Source organism: Methyloversatilis sp. XJ19-49 (assembly GCF_024580145.1).
Taxonomy (GTDB): domain Bacteria; phylum Pseudomonadota; class Gammaproteobacteria; order Burkholderiales; family Rhodocyclaceae; genus Methyloversatilis.
The window spans coordinates 92807-106991 of record NZ_JANINI010000009.1 but is presented as its reverse complement, the minus strand read 5'-3'; the positions used below and the strand labels follow the sequence as shown (position 1 = coordinate 106991).

The following is a 14185-nucleotide window of genomic DNA, read 5'->3' as shown; positions in this document are numbered from 1 at the left end:
GCAGTCGCATGCCTCGCACTCGTACTCAGCTTCCTTCTGATGATCGCCTTCCACGCGGGCTCGGATTCGTCCGATGTTGCTGCGTGGGTTCAAGCGATTGGATCGATAGTCGCCATCATCGGCGCGATCTATGCAATCCACGTCCAGCATCGTCTTGAAGCTAAGCGTGCTCGAGATGCTGCCAACGATGAGTGGAACATCGCGCTCAAAGTCATCATTGAACTCAGCGAGCAAACGCACAAATTGGTGAGCGACGTACTCTTTGTGTTTGACGATGTGCGGATGCGAGAGCTTTTTTTGCGGACGGCCTTCGACAGGACTACGCTTCAGTGCAATTTCGAAGCTTTGGAGACCTTCGATATACACACGATCACAGACGCGCGGCTCCGAGTGCAGTTGCTGCGCACTCGCCGCGACGTAAAGCTCATGCTGCATATTGTCGATCAACTCTCGGAAGCTGCTCGAGGACGTGGCTTGGTCTACAGCGAAGGAACCAAGTCGGACCTCTTGAGTATTCAGCGTAGGCTCTCCTGGGCACTCGATGTTTTCAATTCGGCCGTACGTCACTGAAACCGCACCCGGCTGAGTGAGGACGTCGTTGCGCTTCATTGTTTGGTCGCTGTCATGATGGTCACCGACACGCTGGTGCCGGCGAACTCGTTATCGTAGGTGCGCGACCAATCGGTCACTCCCGGCAGGAAGTCCCGGCCACGCATCGACGCTGGCAGGACGGCGACCAGGCGGCCGCCCGTCTTCAGCAGGGAGTAGGCGTGCTCGGTGTGCGCCTGAGCTCGACCGTCGGCGAAGGGCGGGTTCATCACGATGCGGTCGTATAGCTGTCTTTCGTGGATCTTCAGGAAGTCAGCCTGAACGGCGCAGTAGCCCCTTGCCGTCAACACAGCGCAGTGCAGCGCGCTGATCTCGATGCACGTCGTCCGATCCTTGGGCATCAGCGAGGCCAGCGCTCCCGTCCCGGCGCTAGGCTCCAAGCACATATGCTCCGGGCCGATCTGCGCAGCCTCAATGACCGCCTGAGCGACGGACGGAGGGGTCGGATAGAATTGGTGTGACTTCTGGTCCGGGATGCAGCCGGATGCGACCACCTCGGCGACGACATCGTGCGCGTCGTAATCGAAGGCGTAGTAATGCGACCTGCGGTCGTTCTCCGTCTTCACGCCGCCCAGGTAAGCCATCACGCGGTCGATTTCCGCCTGAAGAACGTTGTCGTCGACACGCCCATAGCGCAGCTGCAAGCCGTTGCGTATCCGCTTGCGAACGAACTCCTGTCGCCACGCCTGCGGTCCGGTGTTCTTCTCCATAAGGTAGGCCTCCTCCAGTCCGCTCAACGCCTCGACGACGCGGAATGGAAGCGGCCGGCCCATCATCACGAAGTCTTTCGGGTTCTTCTTCGGCCGCTGGCGGAACTGCGAGGGGATGGCTAGCGGATACAGGTGAGCCAGCACGCAGTTCAGTCGCCATGCCATGTCCGGATGCACTTCAAGGTGCGCGGTTCCGCACTTGTAGGCGCGCAGGCGCAGCGCGCCGCCGTCCAGCGTTACCCACTCGCCGCGGCGCTGCTGGCGCGCCATCCCGACTACGCCCGACGTGGCATTCCAGCTAGGTTCATCCCGGCCCATGAACTTCGCGATCACGCAGCGAAGGTCATTGATGTAGCCGACGCGGTCGGTGTTCGTCGTGCCGTAGCTGGTGATCAGGTGAGCGATGATCATCCGGCGCCCGAATCCCTCCGGGCAGTTCGTCACGTGGCTGCCGGACAGCGCGCGGAAGATGCCGTCGACGCGCTCGGCAAGGAACTTGGCGCGGCTGTTGAGCAGATCCAAGAGCGTCGCGCGGACAGCCTCTTCTTCAAAGTCCGGCGCGGTTTGTCCATCGATGACTGCGTTCCACTGGTTCCTGCGGTCCTGCGGCATGGCGTCGTAGACATCAGTCAGCGCGAGCGCCTTGGACCAGTACTTCGAGTTCAGCGCAGCGACAGCGCCCTCCTCCTGGAACAGCTTGCTCGCCGCCGACGACAGCGACATGCGGCCACGATCCCGATCGGAATTTCCGTCCAGAAAGTAGTTCAGGACGCACGCGCACTCCGGACCGTTGATGAACGCAGCAGCCGCTTCGATCCGTGCGCGGTCCTGCCGATAGCCGGCCACCAGTCCGTCGACCATATCGGTCGAAGTCGGCGCGAAGAACTGCCCGATGTCGTCCAGAAACTCGCCCTCGCGGGCGGCAGTGATCACGTCACGGTCGGCGTGCATCAAACACCGTCCTTCGAGCCCAGCGGCATGCGCGCCCAAGCAATGATCAGTTCCCTCTCGATCGGGAACCCGTCAGCGTTGATCCAGTGGTGGCCGTCGCAGCTGCCTGGCCACACGCCTTCGCCCTCGATCTCAACCAGCACCAGTTCTTCGGCGTCCGGCAGCGCTTCGTCGGTGATCCATTCGATGGTCTCGGTGATCATTACTCGTCGCCCCCGGCCATGTCATCCGCCGGCGCCACCAGGGACAGCGTGACACCCTGCTGGATCATTTCGCACAGCCGGCCAAGGTCTTCTGACTTCGGGTGCGCGATCACGCGGAACGACACCCCGACGGATCCACCGTCCTTGCAGTCGAAGCGAAACTTGTCGACGTCGCAGTCGCCCATGTGAATGTCGTTGCCGCTGACCCCGTAATGGACAGTGATGGAGTAGCCGGCATATTCCTTTCCCCACTTGAGCGAGCCCAGCAGAGGGAAGCGCAGCTTCGGCAGGTAGCCGGGTTCATCTTTGAACATGTCGCTGTCGCTGGCATCAGCCACGCGATACAGCGCGTTCTTCAGCGCCGGGTCGAACTCGCTCAGCACGTCGTTGCTGACAGTGATCGCGAAGCCCAAGTCGACGGCGAGGTGCTTGTCTTCGCCGTGCAGCTCGGCGCGCGGATTGACGCTGGTGAGGGTGGATTCCTGCTTATCGAGGCTGAACATGATGTGTGTGGTCCTTCGGTGTCGGGTGGTGATCAGGCTGCAGCGGTGTCGGGCAGCTTCGTTCGCTCGGGGTGAGCGTCGGCAAACTTGATGAATGCGTCGATTCGCTGCTCGACCGCATGGGCGTGCGTGTGGTCACTGACCAGCGCCGCGTAGGCCTCCAGCGCTGGAAGAGCCAGCGCGTCCTGAGCGCGCAGCACGAACACTGGTTCGTCGTCCGGGATCGCCTTGCCGGTGGCGCGATTGACCAGGCGACCGTCCTTCGTCGCCGTCGTGTATTTCGGTTCCTGCTTGGTGGTCAGGCCGAAGACGACGCCATTGGCGTCCGGCTGCTTCTCGTAGGCGTAGTGCCCGCGGATCTGGCCGCCGAAGAACTTGCCCTTCGACTCGGCGCCGCTCATAGCTTCGAACACGTTCGCCGGCACGTCGGCGTAGTGATAGACGCTGCCCGGCGTCGCGCCGCGGCCCGGAAAGCGGATGGCGAGGATCTGCGACTCGGCGTCATAGCCGAAGGCTTCGATCTGCGACGAGTCGCAGGGGATCATTTCGATGGTGGTGGTGTTCATGTGGTGTGCTCCAAGTGTTGGGGTGAGACGACGGTTCAGGCGGCGACCTTTGCCGGCTGCTGCGCGACGCTCTGGATGTGCGCCACCAGGGCGGCGCAGATCCGGGAGAAGTCGGATTCGCGGTACAGCTTTGCGCTGCGCTCGACGTGCGCCTGGATGCCGAGTCCTGTGAGTAAGTCGGCAGTGACGTTGAAGCCGAGGCGCTCGCACACGACACCCAGCTTCAGCGTCGGCTGCTCTTCGGTGCGCGCGATCAGTTCGGGCTGCGGCGCGACGGCGGCCGGCTGCGCAGTGGCCGCCGGTGCAGGAACCGGCGCCGGAGCAGCAGCCGGTACCGGCTCAGCCGCACGCTTGATCGCCTCGGCAGCGCTCTGCTCTGCTTCGCGCCGCTCCGCTTCCTTCCGTTCGTGATCAGTGATGCGCATGGCGATGACCGCGGCCAGATCGTCCGGCGCCTTCAGCACAAGCTGCTGCACGTCGGGGAACAGGAACGACAGTTCTTCGCGCTCGCGCAGCTTGCTCAGATTCATCTGGATCCGATCGGCCACCTCGTTGGCGGCGATCTTCACGCGCGAGAGCTCGGTGGCGACTGCGTCGCGCATGCTCTCGAGGTTCTTCTTGCCCTTGATCACACCGGCGAAGTCCGCATGGATCGCCGGCATCAGCGGGCTACCAAGGCGCGAGTTCAGCGCCTTGATGTGATCGCGGAACAGGTCGATGCCGGCAACCACGATTTCTTCGCGGATCGACTCTTTGCGCGCCTTCACCAGCTTGTCCAGATCCAGGCGGACCCGGCGTGCTTCTTCGCTGATGTCGTCGATTGCGCGGAACAGTTCGTCGATGCTCGCCGTCTGGCTCAGCGCGTGCTGCTTCGCTGCCTTCAGCCGGTCCTCGACGTCGCCGCACCACTTCGCCGTCTTCTCTGCGTCGGCGAAGTCCTCGTCGGTCTTCAGCTCGCGGTTGATTCCCTTGAACACCGCGAGCGCCTGCGCCTTGAATTCCTTCAGGTTGCTGGCGGTAACAGCGCCGGTCACCTCGATGTGCAGCGCGGGCAACGTCTCCGGTGCGCGGCCAGCCGGCTTCACCTCGACCGGTACCGGCTTGAAGCTCTGCAGGTCATGCTCGAGCTGCGACCAACCGGCGGCGATCTGCATCGCCAGCGCCGGGTCCGGGTAGTACCAGCAGTGCATTTCCTCTGCCAGCTGGTCGTCTTCGTCCCACAGGCTGGCCATGAACAGCACGCGCTTCGCGCCGGACACCATGCACTGCTGTTCCATCTGCACGCGGTGATACAGCGGCAGATCGGCACCGGTGACACCTTCGCGAGAGAGGATCGCGACCAGCTCGTTGTTCAGGCTCTTGTGTTCGAACGCGGTCTGCTCGTCGAGGGTCAGGCCGTCGAACGACGCCGACAACTTACCTTCCTCGCCGACCACCGGGTAAAGGTCATCGCCGATGATCTGCTCGGCGAGCGGGCGGGCCAGTGCTTCGAAGCGGTGACCGTCGTCAAACAACCGCTGGCGCGCCGGATCTACGTCGCCCTGCAGGCCTGTATGCAGCTCTGCCATCAGCTGCGTGCGTGTCTTGTACGGGCTGCAGCCCAGCATCGCCGGCGCGTCGCTCGCGTTGAAGTGCGTTGCACGATGAGCGTGCCATTCCGGCGAGCCCTGGATGAGGTTCAGAGTTTTCATTGGTCGTGTCCTTCCATCTGGCCGACGAAGTCGGATTGATCAGCGGTGAGAGCGGGTGCGGGATCGGCGGGCGGAAAGTTATCAAGCTCGAGCAGCTGGGCGCGCTGCGCTTCGGAGAGCATGGCCTTCGTGCTCAGCATCGCAGCGAGGTCGGCACCGCTCTTGCGTCCTGCGGCCACCAAGTCCTTCCATGTCGGCAGGTTCTCGGCGAAGCGGTCATCGGCGTAGTCGGGCAGCGCGGGAGCACGAGGTGGTTCCGTCCGCTGCGGCGGTGCTGCTGGCGCCGGCACTCGCTCTGCAGTGCCCATGTCCACCTCGGCGATGTCCTGGGACTCTTCGCCGATCGACAGCCCGCGCAGCGCATCGGCAAAGCGATCGCGAAGCGCGAAACCGCGAGCACGCATCTGCATCATCCGGTCCGGGTACTGCGTCCAAGGCCCCGTCTTGCCCCACAGAGCGGCCCGTTTCGCATCGGCGACGCTGAACCGCTGGATGTGCTCCGGTGCGCCCTTGCGGGTCACCGCGCAGCACGCCGCGCGCGCTTCGCCCTCGCCTTCCATCCATTCCCGATGGCCGACATAAGCCGGGTGCGACTGAACGAGCGCGAGCGCTGCATCACCCCAGATCGACGGCCGGCCATTGATCACCGCGATGTTCTGCAGCGCCTGCAGGCCAGGCAGCCCGACATCCGCGCCCCACTGCAGAGCGACCAGGCAGTTCTGAGGCTTGCCCTTGTAGTCCTTCGGGACCATGTCCGAATCGGCGAGCACGCGCGCTATGCGCATCGCTTCATCGAAGTTCTGCGGGTTGGCGAGGAAGCCTGCAGACGAGGCTTTGCCCGCCACGATTTCATTGCCCATCGTGTGGTTCTCCTGTGAGGTCAGAGGGTGATGCGCGCCAGCCGCACGGCATTGCGGATGCCGTAGCCGCGGCGCAGGTAGTAGAAGGTGTCGGTCAGGAACTTGAAGGCGCGCTTACTCATCGTCTGGCCCGCCCATTTCGTCGGCGCACTGGCCGAAGCCACGCGCGCAGAACCAGCCGATGGCGACGAACGCGACTACCCCGAGGAGAATCAGGGCGGAGGTCATGCCGTCACCCGCGCATCGCGTTCCACCACACCGACCGGGCGGCCAGCGTCTGGCGTCGCCACCACGATGGAGCCATCGGGCCGGGTCACGAGTGCGAAGCCAAGCACCTGGGCAGCCTTCGCAACGTCGATCACGGCGGCATCGTCGGCCGGCTGAATGCCGCGGGCGCCGCGCATGTACATGCAGCCAGCCACCAGCAGCGTCTGCATCACCGCGTCGAACCCGCCCTGCTCGCCGATGTGCATCAGCGCCGGGTTTTCGCTGCACGCGGCCGTGACCATGCAGTCGACGTCCTCGCGCACCTTGAAGCTGTATTCGCCGGGCTGTCCGGCTTCTTTCGTGCTGACCATCTCACCCCCCGTATGCGTTCGTTGGCGTTCGCTACGGGATTAACATTACCCTTCGGTAACTTTTTAGTCAATACCTTTGGGTAATTTTTCTTTGCCTCATCCTTTCGGATGACTACGAAAGTGATACGGGTGGGAGCCTGGTGGCCAGAGGGTCGCCCCTATACTTGCTCGCACCGAAGGGAGGGTAAAAACATGATTCGAAGTGGCGTGCTGCTGCTGGCGCTGGTCTGCGCGCCGGCGTTTGGTCAGGTTCACAAGTGCAAGGATGCGAAAGGCAACACCGTGTTTGCCGACATGCCCTGGGGTGCGAGCGCCCAGCCGGTCAACGTCAAGCCGCCTCGGGGTGATACCCCGGACGGGTGGCGCGACGAAGCGTGGGATCGCCAGTTCCGAAACCTGAAGCAGAGGGAGCGTGCCGAAGCCGAGAACGAGCAGCGGCTGAAGGAAATCCGAGAAGCGAATAGACCTCTGGATAATCTCGCGGCGGATCGCAAGGAACGCCGTTGCAGCGACCTTAAGCGCGATCTCGACGTCGCCGAATCAACAGTTTGAAACGGCGCAGTGCACTGGCAATACAACAGCGCGAAGGCGCGCATCCCTGCGCTGCAGAACCAGATCAAGCGAGACTGCTGACGAAAAAAAGCCCGCGTGTGCGCGGGCTCTCTTTATCCAGCTTTTCGTGTCAAACCTAGAGGTTATGCGTATAAGCTTAAGAGAGACGCAAAACTCACTCTCAGCAAAACCATTAAAAGATTAACTTTGTCAGGCATTAATTTCCGAGACTACCGTAGGGCGACAAATCGGAAAAAAGTACCTACTAGAGTGCAACCCCTAAACGACTCTTAGGAATCGGCTTTGTAGGCGAACTCCCTTCATGCGCATCGAGTAACGTTCTTAATTGGTTAAGCTCTTCAAAATGCTCGTCACGCGCCTCGTCGATCTCTTTCGAGGTAATTTCCCCCAACCGATACTTTGCTTCGAGCTTTTTCATAAGTGACTCGGCTTCTGACATTACACGCCTTAACGAATCGACTATCTTCAAAGCCCCCAATCTATAACTAACAAGCGCCTCATCATTTAATTGAAGCAGGTCTTCGGTATGCGCACCGTGAATCGACCGCGCCTCGATTCGGCCAGATTTACTATTAAAACGCAAATGCGCAGCCATTTCGTGTTCACACGGCGCTACAATAAACGGGCCTTTTGCATCGTCAATCGGCCAATAATCATTCTTGCGAGTATTACAACCACCGCAGCAATAGTAAAGATTCTGGTATTCACAAACCAAAGATTTGAATCTCGGCACTGATTTTGGCCGATAATGATCAACGCCAAAATTCAAGTTAGGGGCAGAACTGTCCGGCTGCCTACAATAGACACAAACCCTCTTGAACTCGACCTGCAGATAGCGCTTGTATGTCCGATAACGTTTGAACTGGCGTGGATTGAGCGTGCGCCGGTGCCTGTCTTTCGGATACTGAAACAAAGTCATGCTGCTAGGCCGATATTCCAAATCTTGCGGCGCGAGCATCCTTCTTCGCCTTAACTTGCGCAAGAGTATCGTGGGCGGCCTCCAGAGCAGCGACTTGATCCGCAGAAACTCTGGGGGCTTTCTCAATCAGCTTTCGGTTTAATATCTCAAGCCGCGCCAGCACTTCAACCGACTCATGATCAAGTACATACCGCGCCGCCATGAGCTTGACACGTTGCCTTGCAACGATCGTGACATCCGACGCTTCAAAAAAACTCTTCTGATTATTCGATTCTTGCGATTTAACTTTGATCGAAACTTCTGCTTTCGTTGCCTGACCTGCAGCTGTCTTCGAATCTTTATCAGCTACAAACATGGTGGGCGCTGTAGGGCCCTCCTTAAGCTCGAATAGTTCGAATTTTTTCGAGGCGCCAGTGCCGGTTGACAAAACCTCATGGTTCTTCAACCTTGGGGGTTCATACGGCGCGTACTGAATCCATGCAGATTGAGCAGAGTTAATTGGCGCTAGGCTGACGTAGTCCATGTCTTAATCTCAGTTAAGAAGTTAGGAATTTTCGGGCTGGCTCAGCAAGGGCCCAGTCGAACAATGCAAATGCTTGCTCATGCAACTTGTCGATGGCGCTCTCAGTATCGGCAATTGATACAGTATTTCGATACGCGTCTATATCGATAGTATAGTCTGGCAAAATCGGGGAGCTCTTGTTAGCATTTTGCTTATATCTGATTCCGTGTTGCAGCAAACAGCCTCCGTCGTCAGCGGAAAGATGGAGCCTTCCCGCATACTCCGAAACGCTTTTGAAAGGCCCGTTTAAAAGCGTCTGAACTAAAGCTGGATTTATCCAACTCGTAACCGGCTCGTCCCCACTTTCAATTATATTTATATAACGCAATCCGATTCTGGTGAAGAAATCGGTATCGATAACCTCTTTTGCAGCTTCTACCGCTTGGAGAATTTTCGATCGCATCGTAGGAAAGCCTGAGTAACTCGATGTTTCAATCGACAAAGCACTTTCTTTAATTGAAATCGTCCAGTTCAGTTTAGCTGATCGGAAAATATGCGAATTGTTAGCCCCGGTACTGGAAGCGCCAGGGCCAATTGTGAATTCATTGGCTAGCTCGAGGTGTGGATACTCTTTTCGTAGCGCGTTAACCAATACGGATGGTGGACGCGACTCTCCGAGCTCCATAAGAGTCGGAAATCTCAGCTCACACACAGCTTGTTGCAGAAAGTTCTTCTTGTAGCGATCTAAGTTATTAGATTGCACGGTGACCAGATGGTCAGCATTCCATGAGGCACTCATATGGATCCGATCGAAGGAACAGTTATGCTCGTTAGCCTAGGCCTCATACTCTTCGTAAGAATGGCGAAATTTTAGCAACTGCCTCTTTGCCACATAAGCGACTGTTTGGCACTACGCAGCTTGCGTGCATCACTAACCGAGGCGCTCAATGTAACGACAGTTTGTTGCGTAGCACGTTCAGCGCCGCATCATCCAACAAGCCTCGGGTGAACGCTAGCACCAACAATGCAAGCGGGGTCGGTAGCGAGCGCCCACTCTCGTACCGGCTACCGCCAGATTGAGTCACGCCGAAGCGGGACCAGAACTCGGTCTGGTTCTCGTTCAAGCTTTTGCGGTAGGCCGCCAGATCTGCGAGGGGGTTCTTCTTCATCTCAGTCCTTCCCGCTCTTGATCCACAGCGTCAAGCGGCAGCCGGCGTACAGCAGGGCTCCCGGCAAAAGGAGCATCGCCATACCTGCGTTCGGGATGATCGCGCCAGCGATTCCCAGACCCATCACGAAAACGCCCACCACCTGACCAATCTTCAGCAGTTTCTGCAAGTGCATGCCCTCAGAGTTTTCTTCCGTTCCAGGCCCACATCACACGGCCGTGCACCGTCACTTCGTGCTCTCCGTTCAGTACATCGACCGTCTTGACCGTGGGATTGTCGCTCGACACCTCGAACTGACCGTCCATGCGCTGGCGCACCCGCTTGATGTACAGCCGGTTGTGAGCGCTGAGCACATACACGCCGTCGATCATGACTGACCGCACCCCGGTGTCGACCAGCAGGATGTCCCCGTCGTTGTAGGTCGGCGCCATCGAGTCACCGTAACCACTGATCACTTTGAGGTTTCCAGGGCTCGATACAGACGGGAGATGCTTCCGCACCCATTCGAGCTCGACGTTCAGGCGGTTGATCACCGTTTCATGATCCGGTATCGGTTCACCAAAACCCATGGATCCGGAAACGCTCAACACGTCGATCTGTAGCCCTCGCTCTGGTGAAAGCTCAGCCGTGCTTTCTGAATCATCGAACCATCCTGGAACCCCGGCTTGTTCCTCGATCTTCGCCTTCATGTCTTCGCCGATGCCTTTGCTGCCGCTGATGTAGCGAGACGCAAGGCTCGCCGCCACTCCAGTCTTCGACTCGAAGCGCGCCTGGTTGCCGCCGAACTTCTCGTCGATCAGGGCGATGAAGCGCTGCCGGCGATGCTCTTTTCGCTGTTCTCTGTCCATGCACCATTGTTTCCGGGCGTTACTTTTCGGTAAATAACCTTAAGGTATTGACCATGGTGTTACCTCAAGGTAACGTAAAGGGACGCAAATCAACTTCGTCCCCCAATGGAAAAGCTCCGTCTTCTTCTGAACGGCATGCCGACCGCCGAGCAACGCGACTTCGCTACCCGGTGCGGAACGTCTGTCGGATATCTGCGAAAAGCCATCAGCAGCGGCCAGAAGATCGCCGAGTCGACTTGCATCAACATCGAGCGAGAGTCCTGTGGCGCCGTGCGTGTCGAGGATCTGCGTACTGACGTCGACTGGGCGGTTATCCGAAACTCATCGGCGCAAGCGGCCGCCGCATGAGCACCAGTCTCTTTTCCAATCCAATCGAGGTATCGCCATGAACCCGACGTGGTTGGAACGATTTCTGCTCAAGCTCACCACGATCCGCGCGGTTGCTCGGGGCCACATCGCCCCGAGCACGGCCGCGACAGAGATCAGCCTTCTTGGTCAGCCTCGTACATCGCAATCAGAGAAGCGCGGAGCGACGTGATGAATGCCCCTGCTGCGGTGCCTCCTGCTGGAGTGACTGTCGTCTTCTCGATCAATCCCGGTTGGCTTTGGAGGATTGTCATCAGAAGCTCGTTCGCTCGCGCTGTGGCTCGCTGTTTGTCCATGGTTTCCCCTTTATCGATGGGTGGTTGGTGGAACTTCCATTCTATCGGCATCGCGGGAAACCGCCCTTTTCATGCCCTCATCTTCCTTTTTTTGTGGCGTGCCGAGATGGCAATAGATGGAAACACGCGATGACGTCAGTTTCCAGCAGCCAGCTCACCCTCAATTTCGACCCGGCGCTGCCCGAGCGTTTCCCGACGCTGCGCGAGTACATCGCGTTCCGGTCATCGGCCAATCAGAAGCCGGCAAAGTCGATAGCGATGGACATGGATCTGTCGCCGTCGATGCTGTCGCGCAAGCTCAACCCGAAGGAAGACGACACGCAGCGGTTCAACGTGGACGACCTCGAGAACTGGATCCGGGCATCGGGTGACGCGGCCGCGGTGGTGGAGTACCTGAGCGCCAAGTATCTCGAAACCGACATCACGCGGCACGCCCGCGCAATCCATCAGACCGAGCAACTGCTGGCGCAACTGTCTGCGTTGCTGCCGACGCTGAAGGGCTCGGTATGAATCGCGCCCAGCCAATCGTTCAACAATTTCCCCGCTTGCGCATGCTGTGGGCGGATTACGTTTGGGCTGACGTCGGCCTGTCCGGCTCGTCTCGGCAGCGGCGCAAGGCTCGTCGGCGGATTGAACGCGCAGGCTTTTCGCTGAACCGCATGCGCCGCGGACAAGCGTGGTTCGCATTGAGCGACCTTGTCGAATGAACGCCGCCTACCAGCTCAGCATGCACTTCGCGATGCACATGCGACAGTGGCCGAAATCCGATCCGACTGAAACACGCCAGGACATCGCTCGCCGGTTGCGAGAGGGCAATGCTTGGCTCTGGCCGGAGCCGGTGCAGATGGAGCTCTTTCGTTGAATTACTACGAGCACCACATCGGCGACTACGACCAGGCCACGGCGCATCTGACGGCGTGCGAGGACGGGATCTACAGCCGCCTGATTCGCTGGTACATGGCCAGCGAGTCGCCGCTGCCGGCCGACATCAAGCTCATCCAGCGACGCGTTCGCGCGCACAGTCGTGAAGAAAAATCTGCGGTGCAGACGATCCTCGACGAATTTTTCGAACTCACGGACGACGGATATCGGCAGCACAGGTGCGACGAAGAAATCGATCGCTACCTGGAGACGATTCCGGACCGCGAGGCGAAGCGAGACAACGCACGAGAACGCCAGAAAAGGGCGCGCGCACGCCGAAAGGAGCTCTTCGAAGCGCTCCGCGGTCACGGATTCGTACCTGCGTTCGACACGAAAACAAGCGAGCTTGAAGCGTTGTTGTCACGCGTGACGAAGCGTGACAAGTCACCAGATGTCACGCCACCTGTCACGCGTGACAACACGTCTACCCAGGCACCAGACACCAGACACCAGAGTGAACAAGCAGCAGCAATGGATCAACCAGAGGAGCGTGGGGCGGCACACGCTGCTGCGCTGCCTGGAGCTCGACCAGCCGATTCGGTCACCGAGCGTTCGCTGCAGCTCGTGATGCTGCTCAGGCCGAGAGGCGCAGCGCTGCAGACCGGTGACCCGAACGTCCGCGACTGGGCAGCGCGCGGCGTCACCGATGCCCAGGCCCTTCAGGCGCTGGAGATCGCGCAGCAGCGACGACACGACAGCGGCAGCGCCGCAGCGATCAACGCCGGATACCTCAGCGCCATACTGCGCGACGTCACAGCCAGCGCGACCACGGACGGCACGCCCCGAGCACCCCGCAACCGCGACGAAGGCCGAGCGCTCGCGTCCGGCACCAGCCTGGCCGACGCACTGGCCGCAACCCAGCTCCACGGAGGATCGACCGATGTCCAGCACATCGAAGCGCCCGCCCCTTGACGCCAAGCTTGTCGACCGGCTGTTCGACCGCCTGCAGGGCCTGTACGGCTCGCTCTGGCTCGACCGATGGCGAACCGGCGAGACGATGGAACTGCCCGGCGGCGCCAAGGCAGACAAGGGCATGTTGCTGGCGAAGGCGCAGTGGGCGATGGAGCTCTCCGGGTTCGCCGACAAGGATGGCCAGCAACGCATCGCCAAGGCGATCGACGCCTGCCGGCACCGCACGATGCCACCGACCTTGCCGGAGTTTCTGGAGCTCTGCCGTCAGCAGCCCAACGGGCTGCCACCGCTCCTCAAGGCGCCGCACCCGGACGCCCCGGCACGTCAGCGCAACATGGCCGAGGTGCAGGCATTGATTCGAAGAATGACGGCAGCGTGACGTGCGACTGCTGCGCAAGGGCGGAACAAAACGGAGGTGAGTCAGGATGGTACCGAATGACGGAGTGCTGGGAATGCAAGGTGCGCTGGGTTTCGAATCTGCCGCGGCATGCGCGACAAGCGCAGTACGAAGCGCTGTCTCTGACCGAGGCGGAGAAGCTTCGCGAGGCCGTGAATGCACGCTGGCTGGAGCGAAAAAAGTCGTCGAGTTCGTCGTGCCCGGCACGCCCGTAGGCAAAGGCCGCCCCAAGGTCGCCAGCCGCGGCGGCAAGTTCGCGCAGCTCTACACGCCCGAGAAGACGGCGAACTACGAAGGACTTGTCGCACACAGCGGGCATGCCGCAATGGCCGGACGACCGCTGATCGAGGGCGCGGTCTTCGTGAATCTCGACATCCGCCTGCCTGTGCCCTCCAGCTGGTCGAACCGCAAGCGGTTGATGGCGCTGGACGGCAAGGTCCATCCGACGAAGAAGCCCGACATCGACAACGTCGAAAAGGCGATCTTCGACGGCCTGAACGGTGTGGTGTGGAAGGACGACGTTCAGGTCGTCTCGGTCCAGAAGCAGAAGCGCTACAGCAACGTTCCCGGCGTCGACGTGCTGATCCGAGAGATTGGACCGGGAGGCTGAA

General features: G+C 60.0%; 21 protein-coding genes. 8 read left to right on the top strand and 13 right to left on the bottom strand.

Annotation, left to right across the window (positions count from 1 at the left end):
- Positions 1 to 39 precede the first annotated feature (39 nt).
- Positions 40 to 570 carry a hypothetical protein gene (locus tag NMQ16_RS12180; RefSeq protein ID WP_257080964.1) on the top strand — a complete coding sequence of 177 codons (531 nt, stop codon included), beginning with the start codon at positions 40 to 42 and terminating at the stop codon, positions 568 to 570.
- Positions 571 to 605: 35 nt separating this feature from the next.
- On the opposite strand, the gene NMQ16_RS12175 is transcribed toward NMQ16_RS12180, so the two are convergent.
- The 7 genes from NMQ16_RS12175 to NMQ16_RS12145 form a co-directional block, all read right to left on the bottom strand.
- Entirely contained in the window at positions 606 to 2270 is a 1665-nt protein-coding gene (locus NMQ16_RS12175) for a DUF4942 domain-containing protein (RefSeq protein WP_257080962.1), read from the bottom strand.
- Positions 2270 to 2473: a hypothetical protein gene (locus tag NMQ16_RS12170; protein ID WP_257080961.1), complete on the bottom strand. Its 204-nt coding sequence runs from the start codon at positions 2471 to 2473 to the stop codon at positions 2270 to 2272. The genes NMQ16_RS12175 and NMQ16_RS12170 overlap by 1 nt, the downstream gene beginning before the upstream one ends.
- On the bottom strand, positions 2473 to 2976 hold the full coding sequence (locus NMQ16_RS12165; RefSeq protein ID WP_257080960.1) for a hypothetical protein: 504 nt from the start codon (positions 2974 to 2976) through the stop codon (positions 2473 to 2475). Before NMQ16_RS12165 ends, NMQ16_RS12170 begins: the two co-directional genes overlap by 1 nt.
- A 32-nt stretch (positions 2977 to 3008) precedes the next feature.
- Positions 3009 to 3542, bottom strand: a complete 534-nt coding sequence (locus tag NMQ16_RS12160) for a KTSC domain-containing protein (RefSeq protein WP_257080959.1) — start codon at positions 3540 to 3542, stop codon at positions 3009 to 3011.
- A gap of 35 nt (positions 3543 to 3577) precedes the next feature.
- A complete protein-coding gene (locus NMQ16_RS12155) occupies positions 3578 to 5233 on the bottom strand; it encodes a YqaJ viral recombinase family protein (protein ID WP_257080958.1) in 1656 nt (551 codons plus the stop codon).
- Complete coding sequence (locus tag NMQ16_RS12150) at positions 5230 to 6093, bottom strand: hypothetical protein (protein ID WP_257080957.1); 864 nt, start codon at positions 6091 to 6093, stop codon at positions 5230 to 5232. Before NMQ16_RS12150 ends, NMQ16_RS12155 begins: the two co-directional genes overlap by 4 nt.
- Before the next feature lie 224 nt (positions 6094 to 6317).
- Entirely contained in the window at positions 6318 to 6671 is a 354-nt protein-coding gene (locus NMQ16_RS12145) for a hypothetical protein (protein ID WP_257080956.1), read from the bottom strand.
- Between the two features lie 192 nt (positions 6672 to 6863).
- On the opposite strand from NMQ16_RS12145, the gene NMQ16_RS12140 reads away from it, so the two are divergent.
- Complete coding sequence (locus NMQ16_RS12140; protein WP_257080955.1) at positions 6864 to 7223, top strand: DUF4124 domain-containing protein; 360 nt, start codon at positions 6864 to 6866, stop codon at positions 7221 to 7223.
- A gap of 265 nt (positions 7224 to 7488) precedes the next feature.
- On the opposite strand, the gene NMQ16_RS12135 is transcribed toward NMQ16_RS12140, so the two are convergent.
- The 6 genes from NMQ16_RS12135 to NMQ16_RS12110 all read right to left on the bottom strand — a co-directional run bounded on the left by NMQ16_RS12135 (position 7489) and on the right by NMQ16_RS12110 (position 10682).
- Positions 7489 to 8163: a hypothetical protein gene (locus NMQ16_RS12135; RefSeq protein WP_257080954.1), complete on the bottom strand. Its 675-nt coding sequence runs from the start codon at positions 8161 to 8163 to the stop codon at positions 7489 to 7491.
- Positions 8164 to 8167: 4 nt separating this feature from the next.
- The gene (locus tag NMQ16_RS12130) at positions 8168 to 8686 is read right to left on the bottom strand and encodes a hypothetical protein (RefSeq protein WP_257080953.1); all 519 of its coding nucleotides are present in this window, start codon (positions 8684 to 8686) and stop codon (positions 8168 to 8170) included.
- A gap of 13 nt (positions 8687 to 8699) precedes the next feature.
- Entirely contained in the window at positions 8700 to 9464 is a 765-nt protein-coding gene (locus tag NMQ16_RS12125; RefSeq protein ID WP_257080952.1) for a TIGR04255 family protein, read from the bottom strand.
- A gap of 145 nt (positions 9465 to 9609) precedes the next feature.
- Positions 9610 to 9834 carry a DNA-binding transcriptional regulator gene (locus NMQ16_RS12120; RefSeq protein WP_257080951.1) on the bottom strand — a complete coding sequence of 75 codons (225 nt, stop codon included), beginning with the start codon at positions 9832 to 9834 and terminating at the stop codon, positions 9610 to 9612.
- Position 9835: 1 nt separating this feature from the next.
- The gene (locus tag NMQ16_RS12115; RefSeq protein ID WP_257080949.1) at positions 9836 to 10003 is read right to left on the bottom strand and encodes a hypothetical protein; all 168 of its coding nucleotides are present in this window, start codon (positions 10001 to 10003) and stop codon (positions 9836 to 9838) included.
- Positions 10004 to 10013: 10 nt separating this feature from the next.
- Positions 10014 to 10682 (bottom strand): S24 family peptidase, encoded by a 669-nt coding sequence (locus NMQ16_RS12110; protein WP_257080947.1) that lies wholly within the window; start codon positions 10680 to 10682, stop codon positions 10014 to 10016.
- Positions 10683 to 10787: 105 nt separating this feature from the next.
- Between NMQ16_RS12110 and NMQ16_RS12105 the strand changes: the two genes are divergently transcribed.
- The 6 genes from NMQ16_RS12105 to NMQ16_RS12080 all read left to right on the top strand — a co-directional run bounded on the left by NMQ16_RS12105 (position 10788) and on the right by NMQ16_RS12080 (position 14184).
- Positions 10788 to 11030, top strand: a complete 243-nt coding sequence (locus tag NMQ16_RS12105) for a helix-turn-helix domain-containing protein (protein WP_257080945.1) — start codon at positions 10788 to 10790, stop codon at positions 11028 to 11030.
- A gap of 443 nt (positions 11031 to 11473) precedes the next feature.
- On the top strand, positions 11474 to 11854 hold the full coding sequence (locus NMQ16_RS12100; RefSeq protein WP_257080943.1) for a hypothetical protein: 381 nt from the start codon (positions 11474 to 11476) through the stop codon (positions 11852 to 11854).
- Between the two features lie 193 nt (positions 11855 to 12047).
- Positions 12048 to 12206, top strand: coding sequence for a hypothetical protein (locus NMQ16_RS12095; RefSeq protein ID WP_257080942.1), 159 nt, complete (start codon positions 12048 to 12050; stop codon positions 12204 to 12206).
- Positions 12203 to 13177 (top strand): YdaU family protein, encoded by a 975-nt coding sequence (locus tag NMQ16_RS12090; RefSeq protein WP_257080941.1) that lies wholly within the window; start codon positions 12203 to 12205, stop codon positions 13175 to 13177. Before NMQ16_RS12095 ends, NMQ16_RS12090 begins: the two co-directional genes overlap by 4 nt.
- On the top strand, positions 13146 to 13556 hold the full coding sequence (locus NMQ16_RS12085; protein ID WP_257080935.1) for a hypothetical protein: 411 nt from the start codon (positions 13146 to 13148) through the stop codon (positions 13554 to 13556). Before NMQ16_RS12090 ends, NMQ16_RS12085 begins: the two co-directional genes overlap by 32 nt.
- 73 nt (positions 13557 to 13629) lie before the next feature.
- On the top strand, positions 13630 to 14184 hold the full coding sequence (locus tag NMQ16_RS12080) for a RusA family crossover junction endodeoxyribonuclease (RefSeq protein WP_257080933.1): 555 nt from the start codon (positions 13630 to 13632) through the stop codon (positions 14182 to 14184).
- The last annotated feature ends 1 nt before the right edge of the window (position 14185 follow it).

Coding starts and splice junctions, on each gene's coding strand:
- NMQ16_RS12180 (WP_257080964.1), top strand. CDS start 40: ATGATCGCCTTCCACGCGGGCTCGGATTCGTCCGATGTTGCTGCGTGG.
- NMQ16_RS12175 (WP_257080962.1), bottom strand. CDS start 2,270: ATGCACGCCGACCGTGACGTGATCACTGCCGCCCGCGAGGGCGAGTTT.
- NMQ16_RS12170 (WP_257080961.1), bottom strand. CDS start 2,473: ATGATCACCGAGACCATCGAATGGATCACCGACGAAGCGCTGCCGGAC.
- NMQ16_RS12165 (WP_257080960.1), bottom strand. CDS start 2,976: ATGTTCAGCCTCGATAAGCAGGAATCCACCCTCACCAGCGTCAATCCG.
- NMQ16_RS12160 (WP_257080959.1), bottom strand. CDS start 3,542: ATGAACACCACCACCATCGAAATGATCCCCTGCGACTCGTCGCAGATC.
- NMQ16_RS12155 (WP_257080958.1), bottom strand. CDS start 5,233: ATGAAAACTCTGAACCTCATCCAGGGCTCGCCGGAATGGCACGCTCAT.
- NMQ16_RS12150 (WP_257080957.1), bottom strand. CDS start 6,093: ATGGGCAATGAAATCGTGGCGGGCAAAGCCTCGTCTGCAGGCTTCCTC.
- NMQ16_RS12145 (WP_257080956.1), bottom strand. CDS start 6,671: ATGGTCAGCACGAAAGAAGCCGGACAGCCCGGCGAATACAGCTTCAAG.
- NMQ16_RS12140 (WP_257080955.1), top strand. CDS start 6,864: ATGATTCGAAGTGGCGTGCTGCTGCTGGCGCTGGTCTGCGCGCCGGCG.
- NMQ16_RS12135 (WP_257080954.1), bottom strand. CDS start 8,163: ATGACTTTGTTTCAGTATCCGAAAGACAGGCACCGGCGCACGCTCAAT.
- NMQ16_RS12130 (WP_257080953.1), bottom strand. CDS start 8,686: ATGGACTACGTCAGCCTAGCGCCAATTAACTCTGCTCAATCTGCATGG.
- NMQ16_RS12125 (WP_257080952.1), bottom strand. CDS start 9,464: ATGAGTGCCTCATGGAATGCTGACCATCTGGTCACCGTGCAATCTAAT.
- NMQ16_RS12120 (WP_257080951.1), bottom strand. CDS start 9,834: ATGAAGAAGAACCCCCTCGCAGATCTGGCGGCCTACCGCAAAAGCTTG.
- NMQ16_RS12110 (WP_257080947.1), bottom strand. CDS start 10,682: ATGGACAGAGAACAGCGAAAAGAGCATCGCCGGCAGCGCTTCATCGCC.
- NMQ16_RS12105 (WP_257080945.1), top strand. CDS start 10,788: ATGGAAAAGCTCCGTCTTCTTCTGAACGGCATGCCGACCGCCGAGCAA.
- NMQ16_RS12100 (WP_257080943.1), top strand. CDS start 11,474: ATGACGTCAGTTTCCAGCAGCCAGCTCACCCTCAATTTCGACCCGGCG.
- NMQ16_RS12095 (WP_257080942.1), top strand. CDS start 12,048: ATGAACGCCGCCTACCAGCTCAGCATGCACTTCGCGATGCACATGCGA.
- NMQ16_RS12085 (WP_257080935.1), top strand. CDS start 13,146: ATGTCCAGCACATCGAAGCGCCCGCCCCTTGACGCCAAGCTTGTCGAC.
- NMQ16_RS12080 (WP_257080933.1), top strand. CDS start 13,630: ATGCAAGGTGCGCTGGGTTTCGAATCTGCCGCGGCATGCGCGACAAGC.